The 21,288-nt window shown below is 54.2% G+C and carries 19 protein-coding genes; 1 reads left to right on the top strand and 18 read right to left on the bottom strand.

Going from position 1 to position 21,288, the window contains the following annotated elements; translation table 11 throughout:
• Position 1: 1 nt before the first annotated feature.
• From mltG to cymR, 11 genes are all read right to left on the bottom strand, one after another.
• Positions 2-1,051 (bottom strand): endolytic transglycosylase MltG, encoded by a 1,050-nt coding sequence (gene mltG, locus CHH67_RS00225; protein ID WP_179292046.1) that lies wholly within the window; start codon positions 1,049-1,051, stop codon positions 2-4.
• Between the two features lie 83 nt (positions 1,052-1,134).
• Positions 1,135-1,446, bottom strand: a complete 312-nt coding sequence (locus CHH67_RS00220; protein ID WP_095262965.1) for a DUF1292 domain-containing protein — start codon at positions 1,444-1,446, stop codon at positions 1,135-1,137.
• Positions 1,447-1,450: 4 nt separating this feature from the next.
• On the bottom strand, positions 1,451-1,750 hold the full coding sequence (locus CHH67_RS00215) for a DUF1292 domain-containing protein (RefSeq protein ID WP_095262964.1): 300 nt from the start codon (positions 1,748-1,750) through the stop codon (positions 1,451-1,453).
• 18 nt (positions 1,751-1,768) lie between these two features.
• Positions 1,769-2,179, bottom strand: a complete 411-nt coding sequence (gene ruvX, locus CHH67_RS00210; RefSeq protein ID WP_095262963.1) for a Holliday junction resolvase RuvX — start codon at positions 2,177-2,179, stop codon at positions 1,769-1,771.
• Positions 2,180-2,189: 10 nt separating this feature from the next.
• The gene (locus CHH67_RS00205; protein WP_095262962.1) at positions 2,190-2,450 is read right to left on the bottom strand and encodes an IreB family regulatory phosphoprotein; all 261 of its coding nucleotides are present in this window, start codon (positions 2,448-2,450) and stop codon (positions 2,190-2,192) included.
• A gap of 180 nt (positions 2,451-2,630) precedes the next feature.
• The gene (gene alaS, locus CHH67_RS00200) at positions 2,631-5,258 is read right to left on the bottom strand and encodes an alanine--tRNA ligase (protein ID WP_095262961.1); all 2,628 of its coding nucleotides are present in this window, start codon (positions 5,256-5,258) and stop codon (positions 2,631-2,633) included.
• Positions 5,259-5,724: 466 nt separating this feature from the next.
• Complete coding sequence (locus CHH67_RS00195; protein WP_095262960.1) at positions 5,725-6,792, bottom strand: AI-2E family transporter; 1,068 nt, start codon at positions 6,790-6,792, stop codon at positions 5,725-5,727.
• Positions 6,793-6,964: 172 nt separating this feature from the next.
• Entirely contained in the window at positions 6,965-7,171 is a 207-nt protein-coding gene (locus tag CHH67_RS00190) for a hypothetical protein (protein ID WP_095262959.1), read from the bottom strand.
• Between the two features lie 11 nt (positions 7,172-7,182).
• The gene (locus CHH67_RS00185; RefSeq protein WP_095262958.1) at positions 7,183-7,704 is read right to left on the bottom strand and encodes a PRC-barrel domain-containing protein; all 522 of its coding nucleotides are present in this window, start codon (positions 7,702-7,704) and stop codon (positions 7,183-7,185) included.
• Between the two features lie 162 nt (positions 7,705-7,866).
• On the bottom strand, positions 7,867-9,012 hold the full coding sequence (locus CHH67_RS00180) for a cysteine desulfurase family protein (protein ID WP_095262957.1): 1,146 nt from the start codon (positions 9,010-9,012) through the stop codon (positions 7,867-7,869).
• Positions 9,013-9,023: 11 nt separating this feature from the next.
• On the bottom strand, positions 9,024-9,443 hold the full coding sequence (gene cymR, locus CHH67_RS00175; RefSeq protein WP_095262956.1) for a cysteine metabolism transcriptional regulator CymR: 420 nt from the start codon (positions 9,441-9,443) through the stop codon (positions 9,024-9,026).
• Positions 9,444-9,741: 298 nt separating this feature from the next.
• Here cymR and mnmA point away from each other — a divergent pair, with 298 nt between their 5' ends.
• Entirely contained in the window at positions 9,742-10,857 is a 1,116-nt protein-coding gene (gene mnmA, locus CHH67_RS00170) for a tRNA 2-thiouridine(34) synthase MnmA (RefSeq protein WP_095262955.1), read from the top strand.
• Between the two features lie 91 nt (positions 10,858-10,948).
• Here the strand turns inward: mnmA and nrdG are convergent, their stop codons facing one another.
• From nrdG to aspS, 7 genes are all read right to left on the bottom strand, one after another.
• Entirely contained in the window at positions 10,949-11,449 is a 501-nt protein-coding gene (gene nrdG, locus CHH67_RS00165; RefSeq protein ID WP_095262954.1) for an anaerobic ribonucleoside-triphosphate reductase activating protein, read from the bottom strand.
• On the bottom strand, positions 11,446-13,653 hold the full coding sequence (locus CHH67_RS00160) for an anaerobic ribonucleoside triphosphate reductase (RefSeq protein WP_244908041.1): 2,208 nt from the start codon (positions 13,651-13,653) through the stop codon (positions 11,446-11,448). The genes nrdG and CHH67_RS00160 overlap by 4 nt, the downstream gene beginning before the upstream one ends.
• A gap of 364 nt (positions 13,654-14,017) precedes the next feature.
• Entirely contained in the window at positions 14,018-14,587 is a 570-nt protein-coding gene (locus tag CHH67_RS00155; protein WP_230875536.1) for a PCYCGC domain-containing protein, read from the bottom strand.
• Between the two features lie 53 nt (positions 14,588-14,640).
• Positions 14,641-15,948 (bottom strand): replication-associated recombination protein A, encoded by a 1,308-nt coding sequence (locus tag CHH67_RS00150; protein WP_095262953.1) that lies wholly within the window; start codon positions 15,946-15,948, stop codon positions 14,641-14,643.
• A 361-nt stretch (positions 15,949-16,309) separates the two neighbouring features.
• Positions 16,310-18,484, bottom strand: a complete 2,175-nt coding sequence (locus CHH67_RS00145; RefSeq protein WP_095262952.1) for a HelD family protein — start codon at positions 18,482-18,484, stop codon at positions 16,310-16,312.
• Positions 18,485-18,700: 216 nt separating this feature from the next.
• The gene (locus CHH67_RS00140; RefSeq protein WP_095262951.1) at positions 18,701-19,456 is read right to left on the bottom strand and encodes a tRNA threonylcarbamoyladenosine dehydratase; all 756 of its coding nucleotides are present in this window, start codon (positions 19,454-19,456) and stop codon (positions 18,701-18,703) included.
• Between the two features lie 34 nt (positions 19,457-19,490).
• Positions 19,491-21,266: an aspartate--tRNA ligase gene (gene aspS, locus CHH67_RS00135; RefSeq protein WP_095262950.1), complete on the bottom strand. Its 1,776-nt coding sequence runs from the start codon at positions 21,264-21,266 to the stop codon at positions 19,491-19,493.
• Positions 21,267-21,288: the final 22 nt, after the last annotated feature.

Below are 21,288 nucleotides of genomic sequence, written 5' to 3'. Positions count from 1 at the left end.
CCTATTGTGCCGTCTTGTTGCTGATTTCGATGTTTTTCAAATGTTCCTGATAGGTTTTAGCGAATAAGTGCTCCTGCGTCCCATCCTTCTTGGTCACATAAAATAAATACTCGGACTTCTCCGGCATCAATGCGGCCTTGATCGACTCCAGGCTCGGGCTTGCAATCGGCCCAGGCGGAAGCCCCTTGTTGCGATACGTATTATAAGGGCTCTGAACCTCAAGGTCGGCATACAGCAGCCGCTCCTTCGGTTTGTCAAGCAAATACTGAACCGTCGCGTCGATCTCGAGCCTCATATCCTGCTCCAATCGATTATAGATGATGCCAGCCACAAGCGGGCGCTCGTGATCGACCACAACTTCCCTTTCCACCAGGGAGGCGATGGTCATCAGCTCATGCAGCGTGACACCCCGCTCCTTCAGCATATCCTCCCAGCCCGGGATTTCCGCCAGACGCTTGTCCATTTCCGCCAGCATCGTCTTGATGACCGTCTCGGCAGAGGCATTCTTCTTCGGAATCTCGTAGGTTGCGGGGAACAGATAACCTTCCAGCACATGCGTCAGATCCTCGTTATCCGGAATTTCTTCGATGATCGGCACGTCCCAGCCCGCCCGTTGATCGGCCAGCTGAAGAAATTGTTCCTTGTCCACATCCCCGTCGCGTGCAATCGTCTCTGCCATCTGCTTCACCGTGTAGCCTTCCGGTATCGTAAAGCGGATCATCTCCTCCGGCTTGACCTCGCCATTGTTCATCATCGACAAGAGCTGCTCGAAGCTGGTGCCCGGTAAAGCTTCATAAGTGCCGGCCATCAGATTTCTGCCTTCGTCCTTCAGCCTCAGATAACCTTTCAGCAATAATGCATTCTTAATAAGTCCCTTTTCCTCTAATAGATCGGCAATCGCCGCCGTGCCCATCCCCGGACTCACCGTAAACTCAACCGGCGTATCCGAAGCTGGAACAGGCTGAAGACCGTTCCATATATAAAAGGCGCCTCCGCCGCCAATGAGCAGCAGCACCAGAATGACAATACCCAGCTTTTTCAATATTCTCATCCCTTCACAACCAAAAAGGGCGAAGAACTCCGCCCTTTCCAGACTTTCATTTGAAATTATGGGCCTTTCAGCCGATTCTTGCCCTAGTCCTCGTCACCTTCGGGGAATGTCAGCTCATCATAGAGCTCGGACACGTTCTCCCATTCCTCATCATCATCGACGGTGGCAAGCTTCAGGCTGCCGTCAGACTCCTTCACAATACGAAGCACCTCATACTCTTCAGCGCTGCGGTCCGGCTGAACCAATATCGCATAGCCTTGACCGTCCACCTCGAACTCGGCAGCAATATCATAGACTTCAATACGGCCATCCTCATCCTCAAGCTCAACGCTCTCGCCGAATGTTTCTCTCAGCACCTGAGTCCATACGATGTTCTCCACTGAAAAATCTGCCACTTCTTTAGTCGCCTCCGTTCAACTCTTCAACCAGGGTGTTGAAAGTCTCTTCGACAACCGCCCATTCCTCGTCGTCTTCGATCATGTACAGCTTGAGATCGTCCCCATCCTCTTCATAGCGGAACGCATACACCTCATCGGTCTCCTCGTCGGCAGCTTCCCTCGGCACAACCATCAGGTACCTGGCATCCGAGCCGTCCACCTCAAACTTCATGATGACTTCGAACTCTTCCTCGTTGCCCTCGTCATCAGGAATATAAATAATTTCCGGTTCCTCTTCCATGCCAATAAATTCATTCGCCATGTGATATCACCCTCACCTTTACCTTTTAGAATCTAAGTAGTTTTGCAAAATCAAGCTTGCGGCCATTTTATCCACGACCTGTTTGCGCTTCTTACGGCTGACATCGGCTTCAAGCAATGTCCTTTCAGCAGATACAGTTGACAGCCGTTCATCCCAAAGGTGAACGGGTAAACACAGGGCTTCACGAAGCGTGCTCGCGAATTCCATACAGATTTCACCCCGGGGACCAATCGTGCCGTTCATATTTTTAGGCAGACCGACCACGATTTCGCTGACCTCGTGTTCCTTAACGAGCTTAGCGATTCTGTCCAGCTCGCCGCTGTCCTTGCGCCGCTCCAGCACTTCGAGCCCTTGGGCCGTCCAGCCGAACGCATCGCTCAGGGCAACGCCGATTCTGCGATCCCCGTAATCCAAACCCATAACCCTCATGCATGCACTCCTAACGATGATTGGCTAGATAGAACCGGACCAGCTCTTCAATCAATTCATCTCGTTCTTTCTTCCGGATCAAACTTCTGGCGTTGTTGTGCCGAGGTATATACGCAGGGTCCCCGGACAGTAGATACCCGACAATCTGATTGATCGGGTTGTACTCCTTCTCGACCAGCGAATCGTATACCGAGAGGAGTATGTCCTGGGCAGAAGCCTCCTTCTCATCACCTTTTACATTGAACTTGACTGTCTTATCCATGGAGTCCATGTGTGACACCTCGCTTCTTCAAAGAACATGTTAACCATGCTTCGCCCGAATGGATGTAACCAGCTTTGATCTTTCCTTCTATCATAACATAATCCTTCCTCAGTAAGGAAATCCAACCCAAATTTTTAGAGACTTCTCCAAAAAATTCAGGATCGCTTACAGAGGAAGCGCCGCTTGAAACTATACACCCGCAGTGACAAGTTCCTCCGCACGCTTCAGTGCATCCGCAAGCTTCGAGGCATCTTTCCCTCCGGCCTGAGCCATGTCAGGACGTCCGCCGCCACCGCCGCCGCATACAGAAGCAACCTCTTTAACCAGCTTCCCGGCATGGTAGCCTTTCTTCACAAGCTCCTGCGGCACCGCGACTACAAAGTTGACCTTCTCTCCTGCCTTGGCGCCAAGAACCAGAATAACATCCGGCAGCTTGGTCTTCAGCTCGTCTGCAATGGTGCGCAGGGCGTCCATACCGCCTGCCGAAACTTCAGCCGCCAGTAAGGAAGTATCTCCCACTTGCTTCACTTTATCCGTCAATTGTCCAGCTTCAATCGCGCCGAGCTTCGCCTGCAGCGATTCGTTCTCACGCGCCAGCTCCTTCACCTGCTGATGCAGACCTTCAATCCGTTTAGGCACATCGGTCACGCTGCTCTTGAGCAGCCCGGCCGACTGCTTGAGAAGATCAAGCTGCTCCTCCGTATATTCGTAAGCATAACGGCCGGTGACAGCTTCAATACGGCGCACGCCGGAGCCGATGCCGCTCTCGCCGAGCAATTTGAAGATGCCAATCTGGGCCGTATTGTCCACATGGCAGCCGCCGCACAGCTCGATGCTGTAATCACCGACCTGGACGACGCGCACGATGTCGCCGTATTTCTCACCGAACAGCGCCATCGCGCCCATCGCTTTCGCTTCGTCGATCGGCTTGTTGTCAATGACGACCGGCGTCGCCTTCCAGATCTGTTCATTCACACGGCGCTCAATGTCCGCCAGCTCCTCTGGCGTAATGCTGCCGAAGTGAGAGAAGTCGAAGCGCAGTCGCTGCGGCTCCACAAGCGATCCCGCCTGGTTGACATGGTCGCCGAGCACTTCTTTCAGCGCTTTGTGCAGCAGATGTGTCGCCGTGTGGTTCTTCACAACGTCCTGGCGCTGCGAACGGTCAACCTGGGCTTGTACCGTTTCATTGACCTTCAGCTCCCCGGATTCCACCGTAACGACATGGACATGCTGTCCATGCGGAGCCTTGAACAGCTCCTCGACGCGAGCCCGGGCCGAGCCGCTTTCGATCATCCCCTGGTCGCTTACCTGGCCGCCGCTTTCAGCGTAGAACGGTGTCGCATCCAGAATGACCTGTCCCGTCTCGCCTTCGCTGAGGCTGTCCACGAACTGGTCGCCGGCAACGATCGCCAGCACCTTCGCTTGATGGACCATGTCGCTGTACCCAACGAAAGCACTCTTCTCCGTGTAATCCGACAGCACGCCGCCCTGAATGTTCATGCTGCCAGTCTCATGCCGGGCAGAACGGGCACGCTCGCGCTGCTCCTGCATCGCCGCATCGAAGCCTTCGCGGTCCACGGTCAGCCCGTTCTCGGCCGCATAGTCCTCAGTCAGGTCAAACGGGAAGCCGTACGTATCATACAGCTTGAACGCATCGCTGCCGCTGATGACCGTTTTGCCCTGCTTCTTCACCTCGGCCGTAATATCGGCCAGAATATTCAAGCCGTCGGACAACGTCTTGTGAAACTGTTCTTCCTCTGTCCGGACCACTTTTTCGATGTAATCCCGCTTTTCAATAACCTCTTTGTAGTACACGCCCATGATATCCCCGACGATTTCGGTCAGCGAATACATGAACGGTTTATCCAGACCCAGCACCTTTCCGTAGCGAACAGCGCGGCGCAGCAAGCGGCGGATTACATATCCGCGGCCTTCATTGGAAGGAAGCACGCCATCTCCGACAGCGAAGACCACGGTACGGATATGGTCAGCAATCACTTTCAGCGCCACATCGTACTCTTCCTTCTCCTTATACTGTACCCCGGCAAGCTTCGCTGTTGCCTGAATGATCGGCTGGAACAGGTCTGTGTCGAAGTTGGAGTCCACATTTTGCAGAACGGAAGCGAAACGCTCCAGGCCTGCGCCGGTATCGATGTTTTTGTTCGGAAGCGGCGTGTAGCTGCCGTCCTTGTTATGATTGAACTGGGAGAATACGAGATTCCACACCTCAAGGTAGCGCTCGTTCTCCCCGCCAGGGAACAACTCCGATTCCGGTGCGCCCTTGCCGTATTCTTCACCGCGATCGTAGAAGATTTCGGAGCAAGGACCGCAAGGGCCTTCCCCGATATCCCAGAAGTTGTCCTCCAGCTTGATGATGCGATCTTCTGGAAGCCCTACTTTCTCCTTCCACAGTCTGAAGGCTTCTTCATCCTCCGGATACACCGTCACCGACAGGCGATCCGGATCAAAGCCGATCCATTTCTTGTCTGTCAGGAACTCCCACGACCATACAATCGCTTCTTCTTTAAAATAATCACCGATCGAGAAATTCCCCAGCATTTCGAAAAAGGTGTGGTGGCGGCGGGTTTTGCCGACATTCTCGATATCGTTGGTGCGAATGCACTTCTGGGAGTTGGCGATTCTCGGATTATCCGGCTTTACACGCCCGTCAAAATAAGGCTTAAGCGGCGCCATCCCTGCATTAATCCACAGCAGAGACGGATCGTTGTGCGGAACAAGGGAAGCACTTGGTTCAATGTTGTGACCTTTTGAAGCAAAGAATTCCAGCCATTTGGAACGAATCTCACTAGCTTTCATCATCTAATCCTCCAGTTCATAATGTATCGCTTCGGCAATATCGCCGAAAGCGCAAAAACGCCCCTGAATAAATCAGGGACGAATATTCTCGCGGTACCACCCTGGTTATCGGCCGCTGTTCCAGGACATGCCCCCCCGCACGGAAGGGCTGCCTGGCGAACGCAGACGATCGCCTTATTGCTGCTGATAACGGGGGCTCCCGGTGAATTTGACTCACACTCGAAAATTAGCGTTTCGGTCTGGGACACTTTCAGGTTCTCGCAGCCAGACGGTCATTTACGTCAGGAACCTGTTCTCTGGGCAAGGCACACCAGCCTACTTGATTCTCTCATCGTTTTCATCCATATGCGATTTCCTATCGCGGTTAACTTCCATACTTATAACAACTTATAAGATGATTTTGCATTTTTAAGTATATCGACGCCTCTTCTATCTGTCAATGGACCGCCGCACCCCAGCCAACCTGTCAGGCTGACTTTCTCCGTACATAATAGGCAAACACGTGCTGAAGCAGCACCTTGAGCGCCGCCAGCACTGGCACGGCCAGGATGAGGCCGATCGTTCCGGCAAGCTGCCCGCCAACGAGAAGCGCAAAGATGATCAGAATCGGATGCAGATGCAGCTTGCGCCCAACCACCTGCGGGGAGATGACATTGCTCTCCAGCGTTTGACAGATCATGTTGACGATCGCCACCATCAGCACCATTCTCCACGAGATCGTAGACGCCATAATCAAGGCCGGAGCCGCCCCGAGAAACGGGCCGAGATACGGAATGATGTTGAAGATCGCCACAATGCTGGCGAGCAGCAGCGCATACGGCATCCCAATAAGCATGTAGCCGATGTAGGCGAGAATTCCGATGATCAGGCACACCAGAAATTGTCCGCGAATGTAATTGCCAAGCGCCGTATCGATCTCCTTGAGCAGCGTCACAATCGCCCGGCGGTGTCCCCGCGGCAGATAGGCGACCACGGTGCGCTGGAACACGTCGAAATCTTTCAATATATAAAAAATCAAAAACGGAATAATCATCACATTAAACAACACGCTGATCGTATCCCCGATATTGTTAAGAAAGGTCGATATCCCTTGTGCCAGCCTGTTCTCCATCTGAAAAAACCAGCTGTTGACCCCTGTCCGCACCCCCGGCGGAATCAAACGGCTATCCAGGTTCGTCATCAGAGTCTGCGCGTTCATCGAAATTTCAGGCAAATGCTCGCTCAGCTCCTCCAGCTGGCGAATCAGCATCGGGATCATATTGATCAGCACAACGGCCAGCAGCGTCAGAAACACGGCATAAATGAGCAGGACGGCGATGCTGCGCGGCACTTTGCGCTCCGACAGCATGCAGACGATCGGATTCAGCACATAGGATATAATCATGGCGACCGCGAACGGGGCGAGAATCGCCTTCAGGAACCGGTATATGTCCATAAACATCGGCCGCAATAGCCAGACAAAATATAAAGATATCAATCCGATCAGCAGCCAGATCATGAAGCGGAACCACTTGCTCCCCGTCAGCTGTTCCACAGGGCCATCTCTCCTTTTTTCCAGACTTCCCCTGTAGTATGTGTTCAAGACCTCAGAATTAATCGGTCCCGCCCGTCCGCACCATCACAAAAAGGGCCTCCGCAAGCCAAGCAGCTTGATCAGAGACCCTTGAAAGCAAGTAAAACTCGCTATGTAGCGCCCTCGCCCGCGATCAGGAGGACGCGTGAATATGAGGAAACTCCTGAACCTCATCGCCGAAGAACAGATCATCCAGCGAGCTGAGCGTTCCATCCTCTTCTACCTGATAAACAGACATTTTCTCACCGTTTACCGTCAATTCAATAAAGCAGCCCCAGCAATAAAATTGGTGGGAACCGATCTTTCCAATATCCTTGGAATTGCAGTTTGGACACTTCATCCTACTTCACCCTATCCGTTCACAAAATTAATGGCTTTTTCCAGTCGCTGTTCACTCATCGGCGGCACCATCACCGCATGTTCACCGATTACCATGTCCATGGTGCAAGGCAGCCATTTCCGGCCTTCAATAAGATCCGATACAAAACCGTCGGAAATTTCCAATCCTAATATTGTATTGCCCTTTTCCTGCTCAAAATAAACATCGCATATGCGCCCGAGCAGTACGCCGTCCTCTGTCAGGACCTGCATCTCCTTCAGCCTTCGCTTCCCGACATGGTACGTATAAGGGATGTGGCCTGTCCCAAGCTTCTGGACCGCCTCCCGGCTGCGGATCATGACAGCATCTTCACCGTAAGCCGTAATATCCTCCCATGCGATGAATTTCACATAAGAAGAGAACAGCGCCTTGCCTTCCAGCTCCAAACCGGTTATCAGCCATTTACCATCTAGTATAAAATCGTGGATTCTGCCAACTTCCTTGCCGCTCTCCACGTCGAATACAGCCAGTCCTATCATTTCTTGAAGCTTCATATAACGCTCGGACACCTCCTCATCCTATCGTAATTTGGATCTCAAACGCCAGGCGGCTTTATGATCAAAGCCATCACCAGCTGGTCAAAACCTCGTTTGATATCCTCGGATGAAATGGATACATTCATGCCCCCTTCCAAGTCCACGGAGAAATCCTAACCTTTATTTACGCAGCCGATTAAGGATGGTTCCAATTTTTTGGGCAGTATACTCCATTTCTTGAGTAGTATTACCCAAACCGAAACTAAATCGAACCGCCGAACGCAAAACATCATCCGGAAGTTTCATCGCTTGCAGTACATGGGAGATTTCCAGAGATCCTGAAGTGCAGGCCGAGCCGCTGGCTGCGGCAATGCCCTCCATATCGAGGTTCATCAGCATCGTCTCTGTTCCCACGTCGGGAAAGCTGATGTTTAATATATGAGGAAGGTAATGATCAGGGTGTCCGTTAATGACAAAAGCTTCTTCGCCGACCTCCCGGCGCAGCGCTGCAATCAGCGAGCTTCGAAGCTCCTCCAGTCCGGCACGCTTGGCTTCCGCCTGCGATACCGTCAGTTCCACGGCAGCGGCAAAGCCGGCAATGCCCGCCATATTCTCTGTACCCGCGCGGCGCTTCTTCTCCTGAAGCCCTCCGAACAGCCGGGCTTTAAGACCGATTCCGCTCCGTACGACAAGTGCGCCGATGCCCTGCGGGCCGTTAATCTTATGGGAAGAGAAGCTCCACAGGTCAACCGGAAGCTCATGGCAGACGATGGGCACCGCACCCAAAGCTTGGACCGCATCGGTATGGAACAAAATGCCGCGGCTTCGGCATAACTCCCCGATCTCGCGGATCGGCTGAATGGTGCCAACCTCGTTGTTGCCATACATGATAGTCACCAGCACGGTGTTGTCCTGCATAGCCGCTTCCACATCCTCAACCGCCACGCGTCCGTAGGCGTCCACAGGGACATAGGTCACTTGACAGCCTTGGCTCTCCAGCTCCTCGCAGGTATGCAGAACCGCATGATGCTCAATCGCAGAGGTAATGATATGCTTGCCCTTCAGGCCAAGCGATTCCACTACCCCGAATATCGCCAGATTATCGCTTTCGGTTCCACCGGAGGTGAACACAAGCTCTTCCGGCAGGCAACCGAGTCTGGCGGCAATGCTGTCGCGGGCGCCATTCACTATTTTTTTGGCCGAACGGCCGTACTGATGGACGCTGGATGCATTGCCGTACTGTGTGGTTAGTATATGGATCATGCGCTCCGCAACTTCAGGATGAACCGGCGTCGAAGCGGCATGATCCAGATAAATTGAACTCATGACAACCACCCTTATATATAGAACATGTAATTATCCGAAGCCGATTGCTCGTGATAATTAATCAGGTTGTCCAAGGTGGTGGAATCAAGCACCTCAGCGATGCTGTCCCGGATGCGCAGCCACAGGTCCCGCTTGGCCGGATCGTCTTCCTCCGTGAAATCCACCGGCGAGATCGGACCTTCCAGAACGCGAATCACGTCTCCGGCCGTAATGGATTCCGGTTCGCGCGACAGGATGTATCCGCCGTATGCTCCGCGAATGCTCTTGACCAGCCCGGCATTGCGCAGCGGCGCAATCAGCTGCTCCAAATAATGCTCGGATAGCTGATTCTTCTCGGCGATGCTCTTCAGCGAAGTCGGACCCTCACCGAATTTGGCCGCCAGCTCCATCATGATGGTTAAACCGTATCTTCCTTTAGTTGATATCTTCAAAGGTGACACCTCACTTCAAATTTATAACCGTGCCTTATCGTTTGGTTGTTGTTGTACATTAAGCGGGTATTAGCCGAAATCTGACCCTGATGCCGATGCTTGGACCGTTAACCCCAAGTTTTCTCCTTATTCCGATCATTACCCTCAGCTTATGGTAACATATCTAGGGTGCAAATGGGTAATCTTCCGTCGGAAATTACATAAATTGTTCACCGTGGGTGGACAATACGAGACATGTCTAAGCTTGCAAAAGTGTGTTAAAATACGTCCATGGGCACAATTTCATACGAAAATGGTGATGACGATGTCAAAAGACAAACAAAACACGCGTATCGTTGTCGGCATGTCCGGGGGCGTCGATTCCTCCGTAACCGCTCTGCTCCTGAAGCAGCAAGGTTATGAAGTCATCGGCATCTTCATGAAGAACTGGGATGACACTGATGAATTCGGTCATTGTACCGCTGAAGCGGATGCCGAAGATGTCCGCCGGGTATGCGAACAGCTTGATATACCGTACTACACTGTCAATTTTGAAAAGGAATACTACGATAAAGTATTTTCCTATTTTCTTGATGAATATAAGGCCGGACGAACGCCAAATCCCGATGTCATGTGCAACCGGGAGATCAAGTTCGGAGAGTTTCTGAACAAAGCGCTTGATCTGGGTGCTGACTATGTCGCGACCGGCCACTATGCGCGGGTCATTGAGGAGGACGGTCAATATCGCCTTCTCCGGGGCGTGGACAGCAACAAGGACCAAACCTACTTCCTCAATGCGCTGAATCAGGACCAGCTCTCCAAGGCGATGTTCCCGATCGGGCATCTGCCGAAGCCGGAGGTGCGCAGACTGGCCGAAGAGGCGGGCCTGTACACGGCCAAGAAGAAGGACAGCACCGGCGTCTGCTTCATCGGCGAACGGGATTTCAAGGAATTTCTTAGCCACTACCTGCCTGCCCAATCGGGTGATATGGTTGATATCGTATCCGGCGAGATTAAGGGCCGCCATGACGGGCTGATGTATTATACGCTCGGACAGCGCCAAGGTCTTGGCATCGGGGGATCAGGCACGGGAGAGCCTTGGTTTGTAGCCGACAAGGATTTGGAGAAGAACATTCTCTATGTCGTGCAGGGGGATCACCCCAGCCTGTATTCCACAGGTCTGACCGCCTCCGGGATCAGCTGGATAGCCGGGGGAGACGCCATGCCCAAAGACGTCTTCACCTGCACCGCCAAATTCCGTTACCGCCAGCCCGATCAGGAGGTCACCGTCACCCGCCTGGAAGACGGCAACGTCCATGTCGCTTTTGCCAAACCGCAGAAGGCCATTACGCCAGGTCAAGCGGTCGTGTTCTATCAAGGTGACGAATGTCTCGGCGGCGGAACGATTGAATCTGCTGATAAAGTCCCTTATTAACAGGCTCATACGATACAGAAAGACACGCATTGCAGCAGGCATTGAAGCTTGCGCAATGCGTGTCTTTTGTCGTCCCGTTTCATCCTTAACGCTACAATTCAATCTCCACCACCCGTCCCTGCCGGACACTCTCGCGCACATCAACCAAACGCTGATTGCGGCTGCCCCGGAAGGGAAGGGACACATCCTTCTCTGCGGCGATGAATTTTCCATCCACAATAACGTCGCACAGCAGCGCCAGCTGCTTCAGCTCCGGACGCTTCACCAACGCTTCGAACGTAAAGCCGGTGTATGCCCACACATTTTTGTCCGGACAGCGCGCTTTAAACTTGATCAGGAATTCCGCGCACTCCTCGGCAGAGAAGAACGGATCGCCTCCGCACAGCGTAATACCGTCCAGCAGGGAGTTGGTCTTCACGTCGCCGATGATTCGCCCGGCCATTTCCTCCGTAAACCGCTCCCCAGCCTGAAAATCCCAGGACGCCGGATTAAAGCATCCGGGGCAGGCATGCTTGCAGCCGCTGATGAACAGCACCGCCCGCAGCCCTGCGCCCTCATTGATGCTTTCCGGAATATAGCCGCAGATGTTCACAGATGCTTCACCCGGTCCCGGACCTCGGCCTGCTTGGCCGAATTGAAGCGCTCGGTATAATTGCCGGTCAAATACCCGGTCACCCGGCGCAGCCGCTGGAAGTGCACCTCCTGCTCGCCTGCGCCGCATCCTGGGCACGCCGAACCGATAATGCCTTCATAATGGCAGGAAGGACAGCGGTCGAGCGGATGATTGACGGAGAAGTAACCGATATCTTCCTCGAGGGCAAACTGCACGATACGCTTGAAAGCGGCGGTGTTCATTCTCGCATTCCCGTCCAGCTCCACGTAGGAGATGGCCCCGGCGTTGCACAGCTTGTGGAACGGCGCCTCCAGCTTGATTTTCTCAAAGGCCGAAAGCTTGTAATACACCGGAACGTGAAAGGAATTTGTATAGTACTCCTTGTCTGTCACGCCGGGAATGCTCCCGTACTCCGCCTGATCGACCGCCGTGAATTTACCGGACAGACCCTCAGCAGGGGTAGCGAAGAGCGAGATATTCAGATTGTACTTGTCGCTCATCTCATCGCAGAAGCGGCGCATGCGGGAAATCATCTCGAGACCAAGGCGATGGCTGCCTTCGTCCTCCCCGTGGTGCTTGCCTGTCAGCGCCTTGAGGCATTCGGCCAGTCCGATAAAACCAAGCGCAAGCGTGCCATGCTTGATCAGCTCGCGAACCTGATCGTCAGGACCCAGCGAGTCTCCGCCTTCCCATACCCCTTCGCGCATCATGAAATCCGATGCTTTGGCCGGCTGCTTCGCCTGAATCTCAAACCGGTGGACAAGACCTTCCACCGCGATGTTCATATAGCGATCCAATTGACGGAAGAAGCCTTCCAGATCCGGTTCAGTTCGTTTGCCAAATACGATGCCGGATTCCATCCCGAGGCGAACCAGATTAATCGTATTGAAGGACAGGTTGCCTTTGCCGCTGAGCCGGTTGCGTCCGAACCGGTCGGAAATGGTGCGGGTCCTGCAGCCCATCGTGGCAATGATCGTATCCGGATCATCCGGCTGATAATACGGCAGGTTGAAGGAAGCATCCACATTGACAAAATTCGGATACAGCCTCCGGCTGGAGCATTCCACCGCCTTCAGGAACAGATCATAATTCGGCTCCCCTTCGGCCTGGTTCACACCCTGCTTGCACTGGAAAATATGCTGCGGGAATATCGGCGTCTCGCCTCGGCCCAAGCCATCGATCGTTGCATCCAGCAGCGCGCGGGTCACCAGCCTTCCCTCGGTGGAGGTGCACATGCCATAGTTCAGCGAGGTGAACGGAATTTGACCGCCGGCCCGGCTGCTCATCGTGTTCAGATTGTGTATCAGCGACTCCGCTGCCTGCTTCGTCTCATGGACGGTTTCCTCATAGGCATAGGCATAGGTTCGCGGATACGCGGCCTTCAGGGACATATTGTCTATGTAAAGCTCACCATCCTCGAGCAGATGGGCCAGGCTGCCGTCTGCAGACCCTTCATGAGCTTTCCCGCTCGTCTCCCCGAGATAGAGCAGCCCTTTGCGGAAATGTCTGCGAAATGATTTTCCGACATATGGGGCCAGATCCCAGTCGATTTTATTGGCCGAAACCCCGCCAAACTGACTGTTCTGCTGGGACTGAAAAATAATGGCCACAAGCGCCATCGCGGTCATGATGCTCTGCGGCGGGCGCACCGATCCGTTGCCGGTATTAAAGCCTTTAGCCAGCAGACGGTCAAACGGGATAAAGATGCAGTTGGTCGTTCCGAGCGCATATTGATCCAGATCATGCACATACACATAGCCGTCCTTCACCGCCTTGTACAGCTCCGAAGGAAGAACAAAGCGGTTGGCGATCCATTTGGCGTATTCGGAGCCGATGCGGCTCATCTTTCCACTGAAGGATTCCCCGTTCAAATTGGCATTCTCCCGAAGCAGATCAGGATTCGCTGCACCGATCACATCACTGCTGATTTTGTACAGCTCCCCTCTTCTGATCCGCTCCAGATCGCGGGCATCCCGATATTGGCTGTAGGCATCCGCCACTTCCCCATACTGGCTTTCCCTCAGAGCCTGGATGACACAATCCTGAATATATTCCACCGTGAGGCTCTCTGCCTCCGCTACCCGATCCGTCACCTGCTGCCCGATGCGGACCGACACATCGTCTTCAGCGCTGCCTTTGACTGCCCGAAAGGCCTTGTTCACCGCTCTCACGATGCGTGACATATCAAATTCAGTCAAGCTCCCATCCCGCTTCATTACCTGCAACATCTTGATCAATCACTCCCCTGCCGAAATTCAAACAAATCAATATATTGTATGCCAGAACAAGATAACATCAATATGTTGATTTATTCTGTAACAAAAGTCACTGTTTGTTCGAGCAGGATCCGAACGGCTCTGTTTAAGTGCCGGCGAGGCTTGGCCTGACGGCGTTTTTCAAAAAAAATTATGATCCATATCATCCGTAGAGAAGTCCCATACATGGAGAACCCCCCGAGTCCGAATGAGACACGCAAAAAGAAGCTGACCTCCAATCACGATGGTGATCCGAGCCAGCTCCTTTGTTCAGCGGTTATCTATGGATATATTAACTCTCTGCCGGCGGCAGCGGCGTCCGGGTTGGGGCGGCATAACCTGTCTTATATTTCTCGTCGATGGCGGCCCGGATATCGGACAAGTGCATTCCCTCGCTTCTCATCAGTGCGGATTCCACCGCAATGTCCAGGCAGACGCCGCAGCGGGTGCCATGGTCATCCCACTCGACACTGCCGTCCTCCCGGATTTCATGAATGAAGCAGTTCAGATTGCTCTGATGACCGGCGCTATCGCCGCAGCCGCAGTAGCATGGCATGTATTCCAGCACATCGCTGACCTGGGCAGCCAGAGCATAAATCGTCCGCATCTCGCTTACCGCCCCATCCAGGAAGGTTGGAAGTTCCTCGATCGAAGCGGTGACCTCCCGCAAATCCCCGCTCGCATGATGGAGATGGTCATGCTCCCCCGGCGTGTCCCCGGCTGCATGATGCTCCTGCTCAGCCCCGGCGGGCGAGCCGGCCGCAGCGCTATCAGAGTCGGTCGTCTTGCCCGCTTGGCAGCCGCCCAGCACAATCGCTGTGGACAGCAGCAGAATCATATAACGCGACATCTTTCTTGTCATTCCTATTTCCCCCTCCAGCACAATGAATCGTTCATACGAAGCGCAGGACCTGGTTACTCACTCCGGCGAAGGCGCTGGTTATGGGCGATCTTGGCCTCATTCCCCTGCTCCGTAGCCTGATAGAACACCCGATTGTTCAGCTCCTTCGGCAAATAATCCTGTTTCACATAATGCCCGGGATAATCATGCGGGTATTTGTAGCCAACATGCCCCAGCTTCACCGCGCCTTTATAATGCGCATCCCGCAGATGAAGCGGAACCTCCGCCGACTTCACCTCATCCATGGCAGACATCGCTCTGGATATCGCATCCACAACCGCATTCGATTTCGGGCTTTCAACCGCAAACAGAATCGCCTGGGCGATATTCAGCTTTGCCTCCGGCCAGCCGTTGTTCCGGTACGCTTCCAACGCGCTGACCGCCTGCACCATCGCCTGTGGATTGGCAAGGCCGATATCCTCGCTGCTGGCGGCGATCAGGCGGCGAAGAAACACCATCGGGTCCATCCCGAGCTTCTCAACCGCATACAGAAACCAGAACAGCGCCGCATCGCTGGAGCCGCGGATGCTCTTATGAAAAGCGGACAATACATCGTACTGCGTAGACTCATCCGCCCGCACGGTCGGTCTGCGAATCGATTCCTCCGCCACCTCCAGCGTAATGTGGATGCTGCCGTCCTGCCCCGGGGGCGTGGTGAGCGCGGCCAGCTCCAGTGCATTCAGCGCGCGGCGAATATCGCCGTTAGCCATGGAAGCAATATGATCCAGCGCCGCATCATCCACCTGAAGATCCATAAAGCCCAGCCCTCTGTCCTCGTTCGCCAGCGCTCTTCGCATAGCGATCATGGCATGATCCCTGTTCAGCGGCTCCAGCTGAAACAAGGTTGAGCGGCTCATCAAGGCCCCGTTCACATAGTGAAACGGGTTCTCCGTAGTCGCGCCGATAAAAATAATCGTCCCGTTCTCCACCGCCGGCAGCAGCGCATCCTGTCTGGAGCTGTTGAAGCGATGGACCTCATCGAGGAACAGAATCGTTTTCGTTCCGTACAAACTTTTGTTGCTCTGGGCCTGCTCAATCACTTCCCTGACATCCTTCACAGACGCCTCAACGGCATTCAGCCGCACAAAAGCGCCCTTCGTCTGTGTAGAGATAATGTGAGCGAGCGTTGTTTTTCCACATCCAGGCGGGCCATAGAGAAGAATCGAGGAGACTTGATCAGCTTCAATGGCTCTTCTCAGCAGTTTGCCCGGGCCTATAATGTGCTCCTGCCCGATATATTCATCCAGCGTTTGCGGACGCATACGGTCAGCCAGCAGCCGTCCGTTCCGGTCCTCTTCGCGACTTAAACTGAACAAATCCATGCCGTTTAACACTTCCTTGTCTGAATTCAAGCTTGTCCATCCATGCCGATATGTGAACATGCGTTTCTATTTATCAGCCTATATCATAACATATTCACCGAGGCCGCGCCCATCATCCGTGGATGATTGCGATTCAGCATCATAGCTGCTGGATGAAGGTGAACAAACCCGGGGGACACAAAGAAAAAACCGAAACCACAGCCCTTGGGACCATGGTTTCGGAGGTGGTGACATTCTGCCGGTCAGAACAGGCTGCGCATATCCGTCCACGCGGCCCGCCTTCCACGGCTCCTCGTATAGCTGGCAGCTCTTTCATGAACGGGCAGCCCGCTGATTGTCTAATAGTGAGCTGCCGCTTGCCTTAAGCCGGCGGCCAGCCTTTGGCCACAATCTCGGACGGCTCAGCATCCACATAGCGCGGCACATGCGTTCCGTGCAGCAGCCACAGCTCATGCAGCGCACGCGTGCAGCCAACATACATCAGTTTGGCGTCCCACGCTTTGTCCGCATAATGATTCGTATCGGCATCGGCCATCACGACGGCGTCAAACTCGAAGCCTTTGGAGAGATAGACGGGAAGGATGGACAAGCCCCCTTGATACGTCTGTTCGCTGCCATCGATCAGGTTCAGCTCCGGCCACTCCGGATTCAGCGCGGCATGAAGCGCCTTAGCCTCCTGCAGCGTCCGGGTCAGGACAGCGACAGTCCGGTACTCCTTCTCCAGCAGCGCTCGCATCGCCTGCTTGATATCCTCTTCCCGCATGGCCGGATCGCTGTATGGAATGAGCCTCACCGCATCTCCGCTGCGGAATACCGGCACGGCCAATAGATCGCTGCGCACCCCATTTTCCAGCACGCGGTTGGCAAATTCAATAATCTCCATCGTGGACCTGTAGCTCCGTGTCAGCGCGTAATACGCCGTGTTCTCCTCCGAGAACAGCGAGCTCATCTCCTCCCAGGCATGCACGCCGCGGTAAGCATGAATTCCTTGGGACAGATCACCGAGGATCGTAAAGGAATGGCCTCTGACGTACATGTCCAGCACCGCTACCTGAAACGGGGAGAAATCCTGGGCTTCGTCAATGACGATGTGATCAAAGCGCTGGTCGCTTGCAATATCGTTCAGCAGGCAGTGAAAATACAACAGCCCCGGCAGATCCTCTTCCCGTACGACATTCTGCTTCAAATCACTGCGTGTCGCTGATTTGACGCTGTCCGGAATCGCAGAGGTCAGCTCTTCTGGCCATAGGCCGGAGGATTTGACCGCCCCGAACAGCATTTTGTACAACGCCAGCGGTTCAAACTTCGGCCATTTGCCGGCATAGGATTTTTCACGCTGGGCTGCTTTTTTCTTCCGTTCCTTCATCACGGCCGCCGACGGCGATTTCTTGAGCTCCATCTCGACCCAGCGATGAATTCTGGTCAGCACCCGCTCCTTCCGCTTCGCAAGCGGATAAGGGCGATATTCCTTGAAGTACCATTCCGCAATCGTCTCCCGCGGCAGCACCGCTCCGTCCCAAGGAGAGAAATCATCGCCAGGCAGCGCACCGGCCTCAAGCGTTTCCACACAGGTCTGGATGAGCTTCATCAGCTCGAGGGAGCCTTTGTAGCGGCCGCTTGTATGCCCGTCAACATCGGGCGTCCCAAGACGAGGATCGCCTTCGAACCATTGTGCCATCGTCTCCAGCCGATCCTGTGATGTTACGTGGATGTCGAGCTGTTCGGCCGCCCAATCGGCAAAGGTGCGCTGCTGAATATCCCCGACGCCCAGCTCAGGAAGCACGTCCGAAATATAGTCCAGAAACATAAGGTTCGGCGCGAAGATGATCATTTTATCCGCCGATACCTGCTCCTTGTACTGGTACAGCAAATAGGCGAGCCGATGCAGCGCTACCGTCGTCTTTCCGCTTCCTGCAACCCCCTGGATAATGAGCGCCGTATTTCTGGCAGCGCGGATAATCTGATCCTGCTCAGCCTGAATGGTAGAAACGATATCGCGCAGGCGGTGATCCTTGTTCTCCCCGAGACGATACACCAGAAATTCGTCTGACACAGCAGGACCGCCGCTTTCCCGATCATAGGTGTCCGATACCCGCTCCAAAATCTGCTTTCGGATGACCACATTGCGCTTTAAATAAACCAGCCCTTCAATGATCCCCTCCGGCGCTTCGAAGGAAGCCGGCTCCGTTCCACCGGTAAAGGAATAGAACAAGCTGGCCACCGGGGCCCGCCAATCGATAACGAGCGGGTATTCCCCGGCCTCTTCCTTATCCAGGCCAACCTTGCCGATGTACAGCCGCTTGCGCTCCCCGACTCCGTTCTCTTGGAAATCCAATCGCCCAAAATAGGGCTCCGGCAAGCTTTTGGCCAGCGCTTGACGCTTCTCCTCTCGCCCTGCCTCCAGCACCTGCTCCGTAAAATCATGGCCGGTATACACCGGAATGCCTCGCAGCCGTTCGAGCTGACGGTCAATTTCGACAATCACCTCTTGTAGCCGTTGCTGCTCTTCTTGATAGGCACTTTGAAAAGCACTCATACTTTCAGTTACCTCCTAAGAAACGATTTTTCTGCATCCGGTTGTTATTTCCAGGCCGTGACACAAAAAGGAGTTCTATTGTAGCATAACCGCGCAGGTTATACTACTGTCTTCTTTCTGTCCTTGACGTAAAAAAAAGAGTGCCCCGGCAGCAGACAGATAATCTGCTCATCGGGACACCCTTTCCTATAGCCTCTCTCGGCTGTCGCTATCGAATTATACGGAGATTCCGCCTTTTTCAAGCAGATCCCGCACGGTCACGCTGACCATGATCAAACCGGCAACCGGCGGCACAAACGCGTTGCTGGCCGGCGGCTGCTTCGCCTTGCGAATATTCGGCGCGTTCTCCGGCACAATTTTGTCTGTGACGTCCTTGCGGGGCTTCATCGGCTCCTCCATCGAGAACACAACCTTGACCCCTTTTTTAATGCCATCCTTGCGCAGCTTCGTGCGAACGATGCGGGCGATCGGGTCCATCGACGTCTTCGAAATGTCGGCAACCTGGAACTTGGTCGGGTCCATCTTGTTCGCCGCGCCCATGCTGGAGATGATCGGAATGCCGCGCTTCAGACATTCCTTGATCAGATGAACCTTGTAGATGATCGTGTCGGAGGCGTCAATGACATAGTCCAGCTCGTACTTAAACAGCTCTTCATAAGTCTCCTCCGTGTAAAACATGTTGAGGGCGATCGCTTCGCATTCCGGATTGATCAGCTTGCACCGCTCCACCATCAGATCCGCCTTCTTCTGTCCGACCGTCGTGGTCAGCGCATGAATCTGGCGATTGATGTTGGTAATGTCTACGACATCTTTATCAATCAGAATGATACGTCCTACGCCGGTACGGGCGAGAGCCTCCACCGCAATGGAGCCCACGCCGCCGATGCCAAGCACGGCTACCGTGCTGTTCTTCATTATGTCAAGGCCTTCGGGACCGATCGCCAGTTCCGTCCGGGAAAATTGATGCAGCATGCTAGGATGCCAACCTCCTTTTGCAAATACGGTATTACTTCGACTCTACAGGCTTCTTCGCCAGCTTGATATGAAGCTGCTCCAGCTGAGCTGTGTCCACCTCGGAAGGCGCGTTCATCAAAAGATCTGTTGCGCTTGCCGTTTTCGGGAAGGCAATCGTCTCACGCAGGTTGTTTCGACCAGCCAGCAGCATCACCAGACGGTCGAAGCCAAAGGCAATTCCTCCGTGCGGCGGAGTGCCGTACTCAAACGCATCGAGAAGGAAGCCGAATTTCTCGTGCGCCTCCTCCGGGGACAAGCCCAGTGCCGCAAACATTTTCTCCTGAATGTCGCGTTTGTATATCCGCATGGAACCGCCGCCCACTTCATAGCCGTTCAATACGAGGTCATACGCCTGAGCACGTACGGCCAGCGGATCGGAGTCGAGCAATTCCAGATCCTCGTCTCTCGGACGGGTGAACGGATGATGCTCGGCAACATAGCGCTTCTGCTCCTCATCATAGCTGAGCAGCGGGAAGTCCAGCACCCATGCAAACTTGTATTCATTATCGTTGATCAGGCCAAGCTGACGCCCGATTTTCAGACGGAGCGCTCCAAGCACATCAGCCACCACTTTTTTCGTGTCGGCAGAGAACAGCAGCAGGTCGCCTTCCTCGGCGCCGGTACGTTCCTTGATCGCTTCGATCTCTTGCTCTGTAAAGAACTTCACGATCGGGCCTCTGAACTCGCCTTCCTTCACTTGAATCCAGGCCAGTCCTTTCGCCCCGTATCTGGCGGCATATGGCCCGAGATCGTCAATTTCCTTACGTGTCCAAGTGCCGCAGCCCTTGGCGTTCAGACATTTCACCTCGCCGCCTTTTTCGATGACGGAAGAGAACACCTTCACACCGCTGCCAGCTACGATGTCGTTCATCTCAATCAGTTCCAGGCCGAAGCGAAGGTCCGGCTTGTCTGAACCGTACTTGCCCATCGCATCCGCATAGCTGATACGCTGGAACGGGGTGGACAGCTCGACGCCGATCGTTTCCTTGAACAATTTCACCATCAGCTGCTCCATCATGTTCAGCAGGTCATCGCGCTCCATGAAGGAAGTCTCGATGTCCACCTGTGTGAACTCCGGCTGACGGTCTGCGCGCAGATCCTCGTCACGGAAGCAGCGGGCGATCTGGTAATACCGCTCCAGTCCGCTGACCATCAGCAGCTGCTTGTAGATTTGCGGCGATTGCGGCAACGCGAAGAATTCGCCCGGATGCACCCGGCTCGGCACGAGATAGTCGCGTGCGCCCTCCGGCGTGCTTTTCGTCAGAATTGGCGTTTCCACATCCACAAACCCTTCGCCGTCGAGGTAGTCGCGGAACACCTTGGCTGCCTTCGAACGCAGCATGAGTGTCTTCTGCATTTCCGGACGGCGAAGATCCAGATAGCGATACTTCAGACGAAGCTGCTCGTCAACCTCAACGCCGTCCTCGATGAAGAACGGAGGGGTCTTCGCAGCGTTCAGCACCTCGATCTCCGTCACCTGCACCTCAATTTCACCTGTAGGCAAGTTCGGATTGTACGTTTCAGGATCACGCTTGACCACCTTGCCTGTCACCGCGATCACATATTCGCTCCGCACCTTGTCGGCTACGGCCAGCGCCTCGCCGGAAAAGTCCGGATTAAATACAACCTGCATAATGCCGCTGCGGTCGCGCAAGTCGATAAACAATACGCCGCCCAGATCCCGGCGGGTTTGCACCCAGCCGCTTAGTGTTACGATTTCTCCGATGTTTGCGGTTGTCAGAAGCCCGCATTGATGCGTCCTTTTCATCTGCTCATCATTCCCCTTTAGT

The organism is Paenibacillus campinasensis (genome assembly GCF_002272015.1).
GTDB classification, from domain to species: domain Bacteria; phylum Bacillota; class Bacilli; order Paenibacillales; family Paenibacillaceae; genus Paenibacillus_AQ; species Paenibacillus_AQ campinasensis.
Note: the sequence above shows the minus strand (reverse complement) of the source record. Positions and strands in the feature narration are given on the sequence as shown.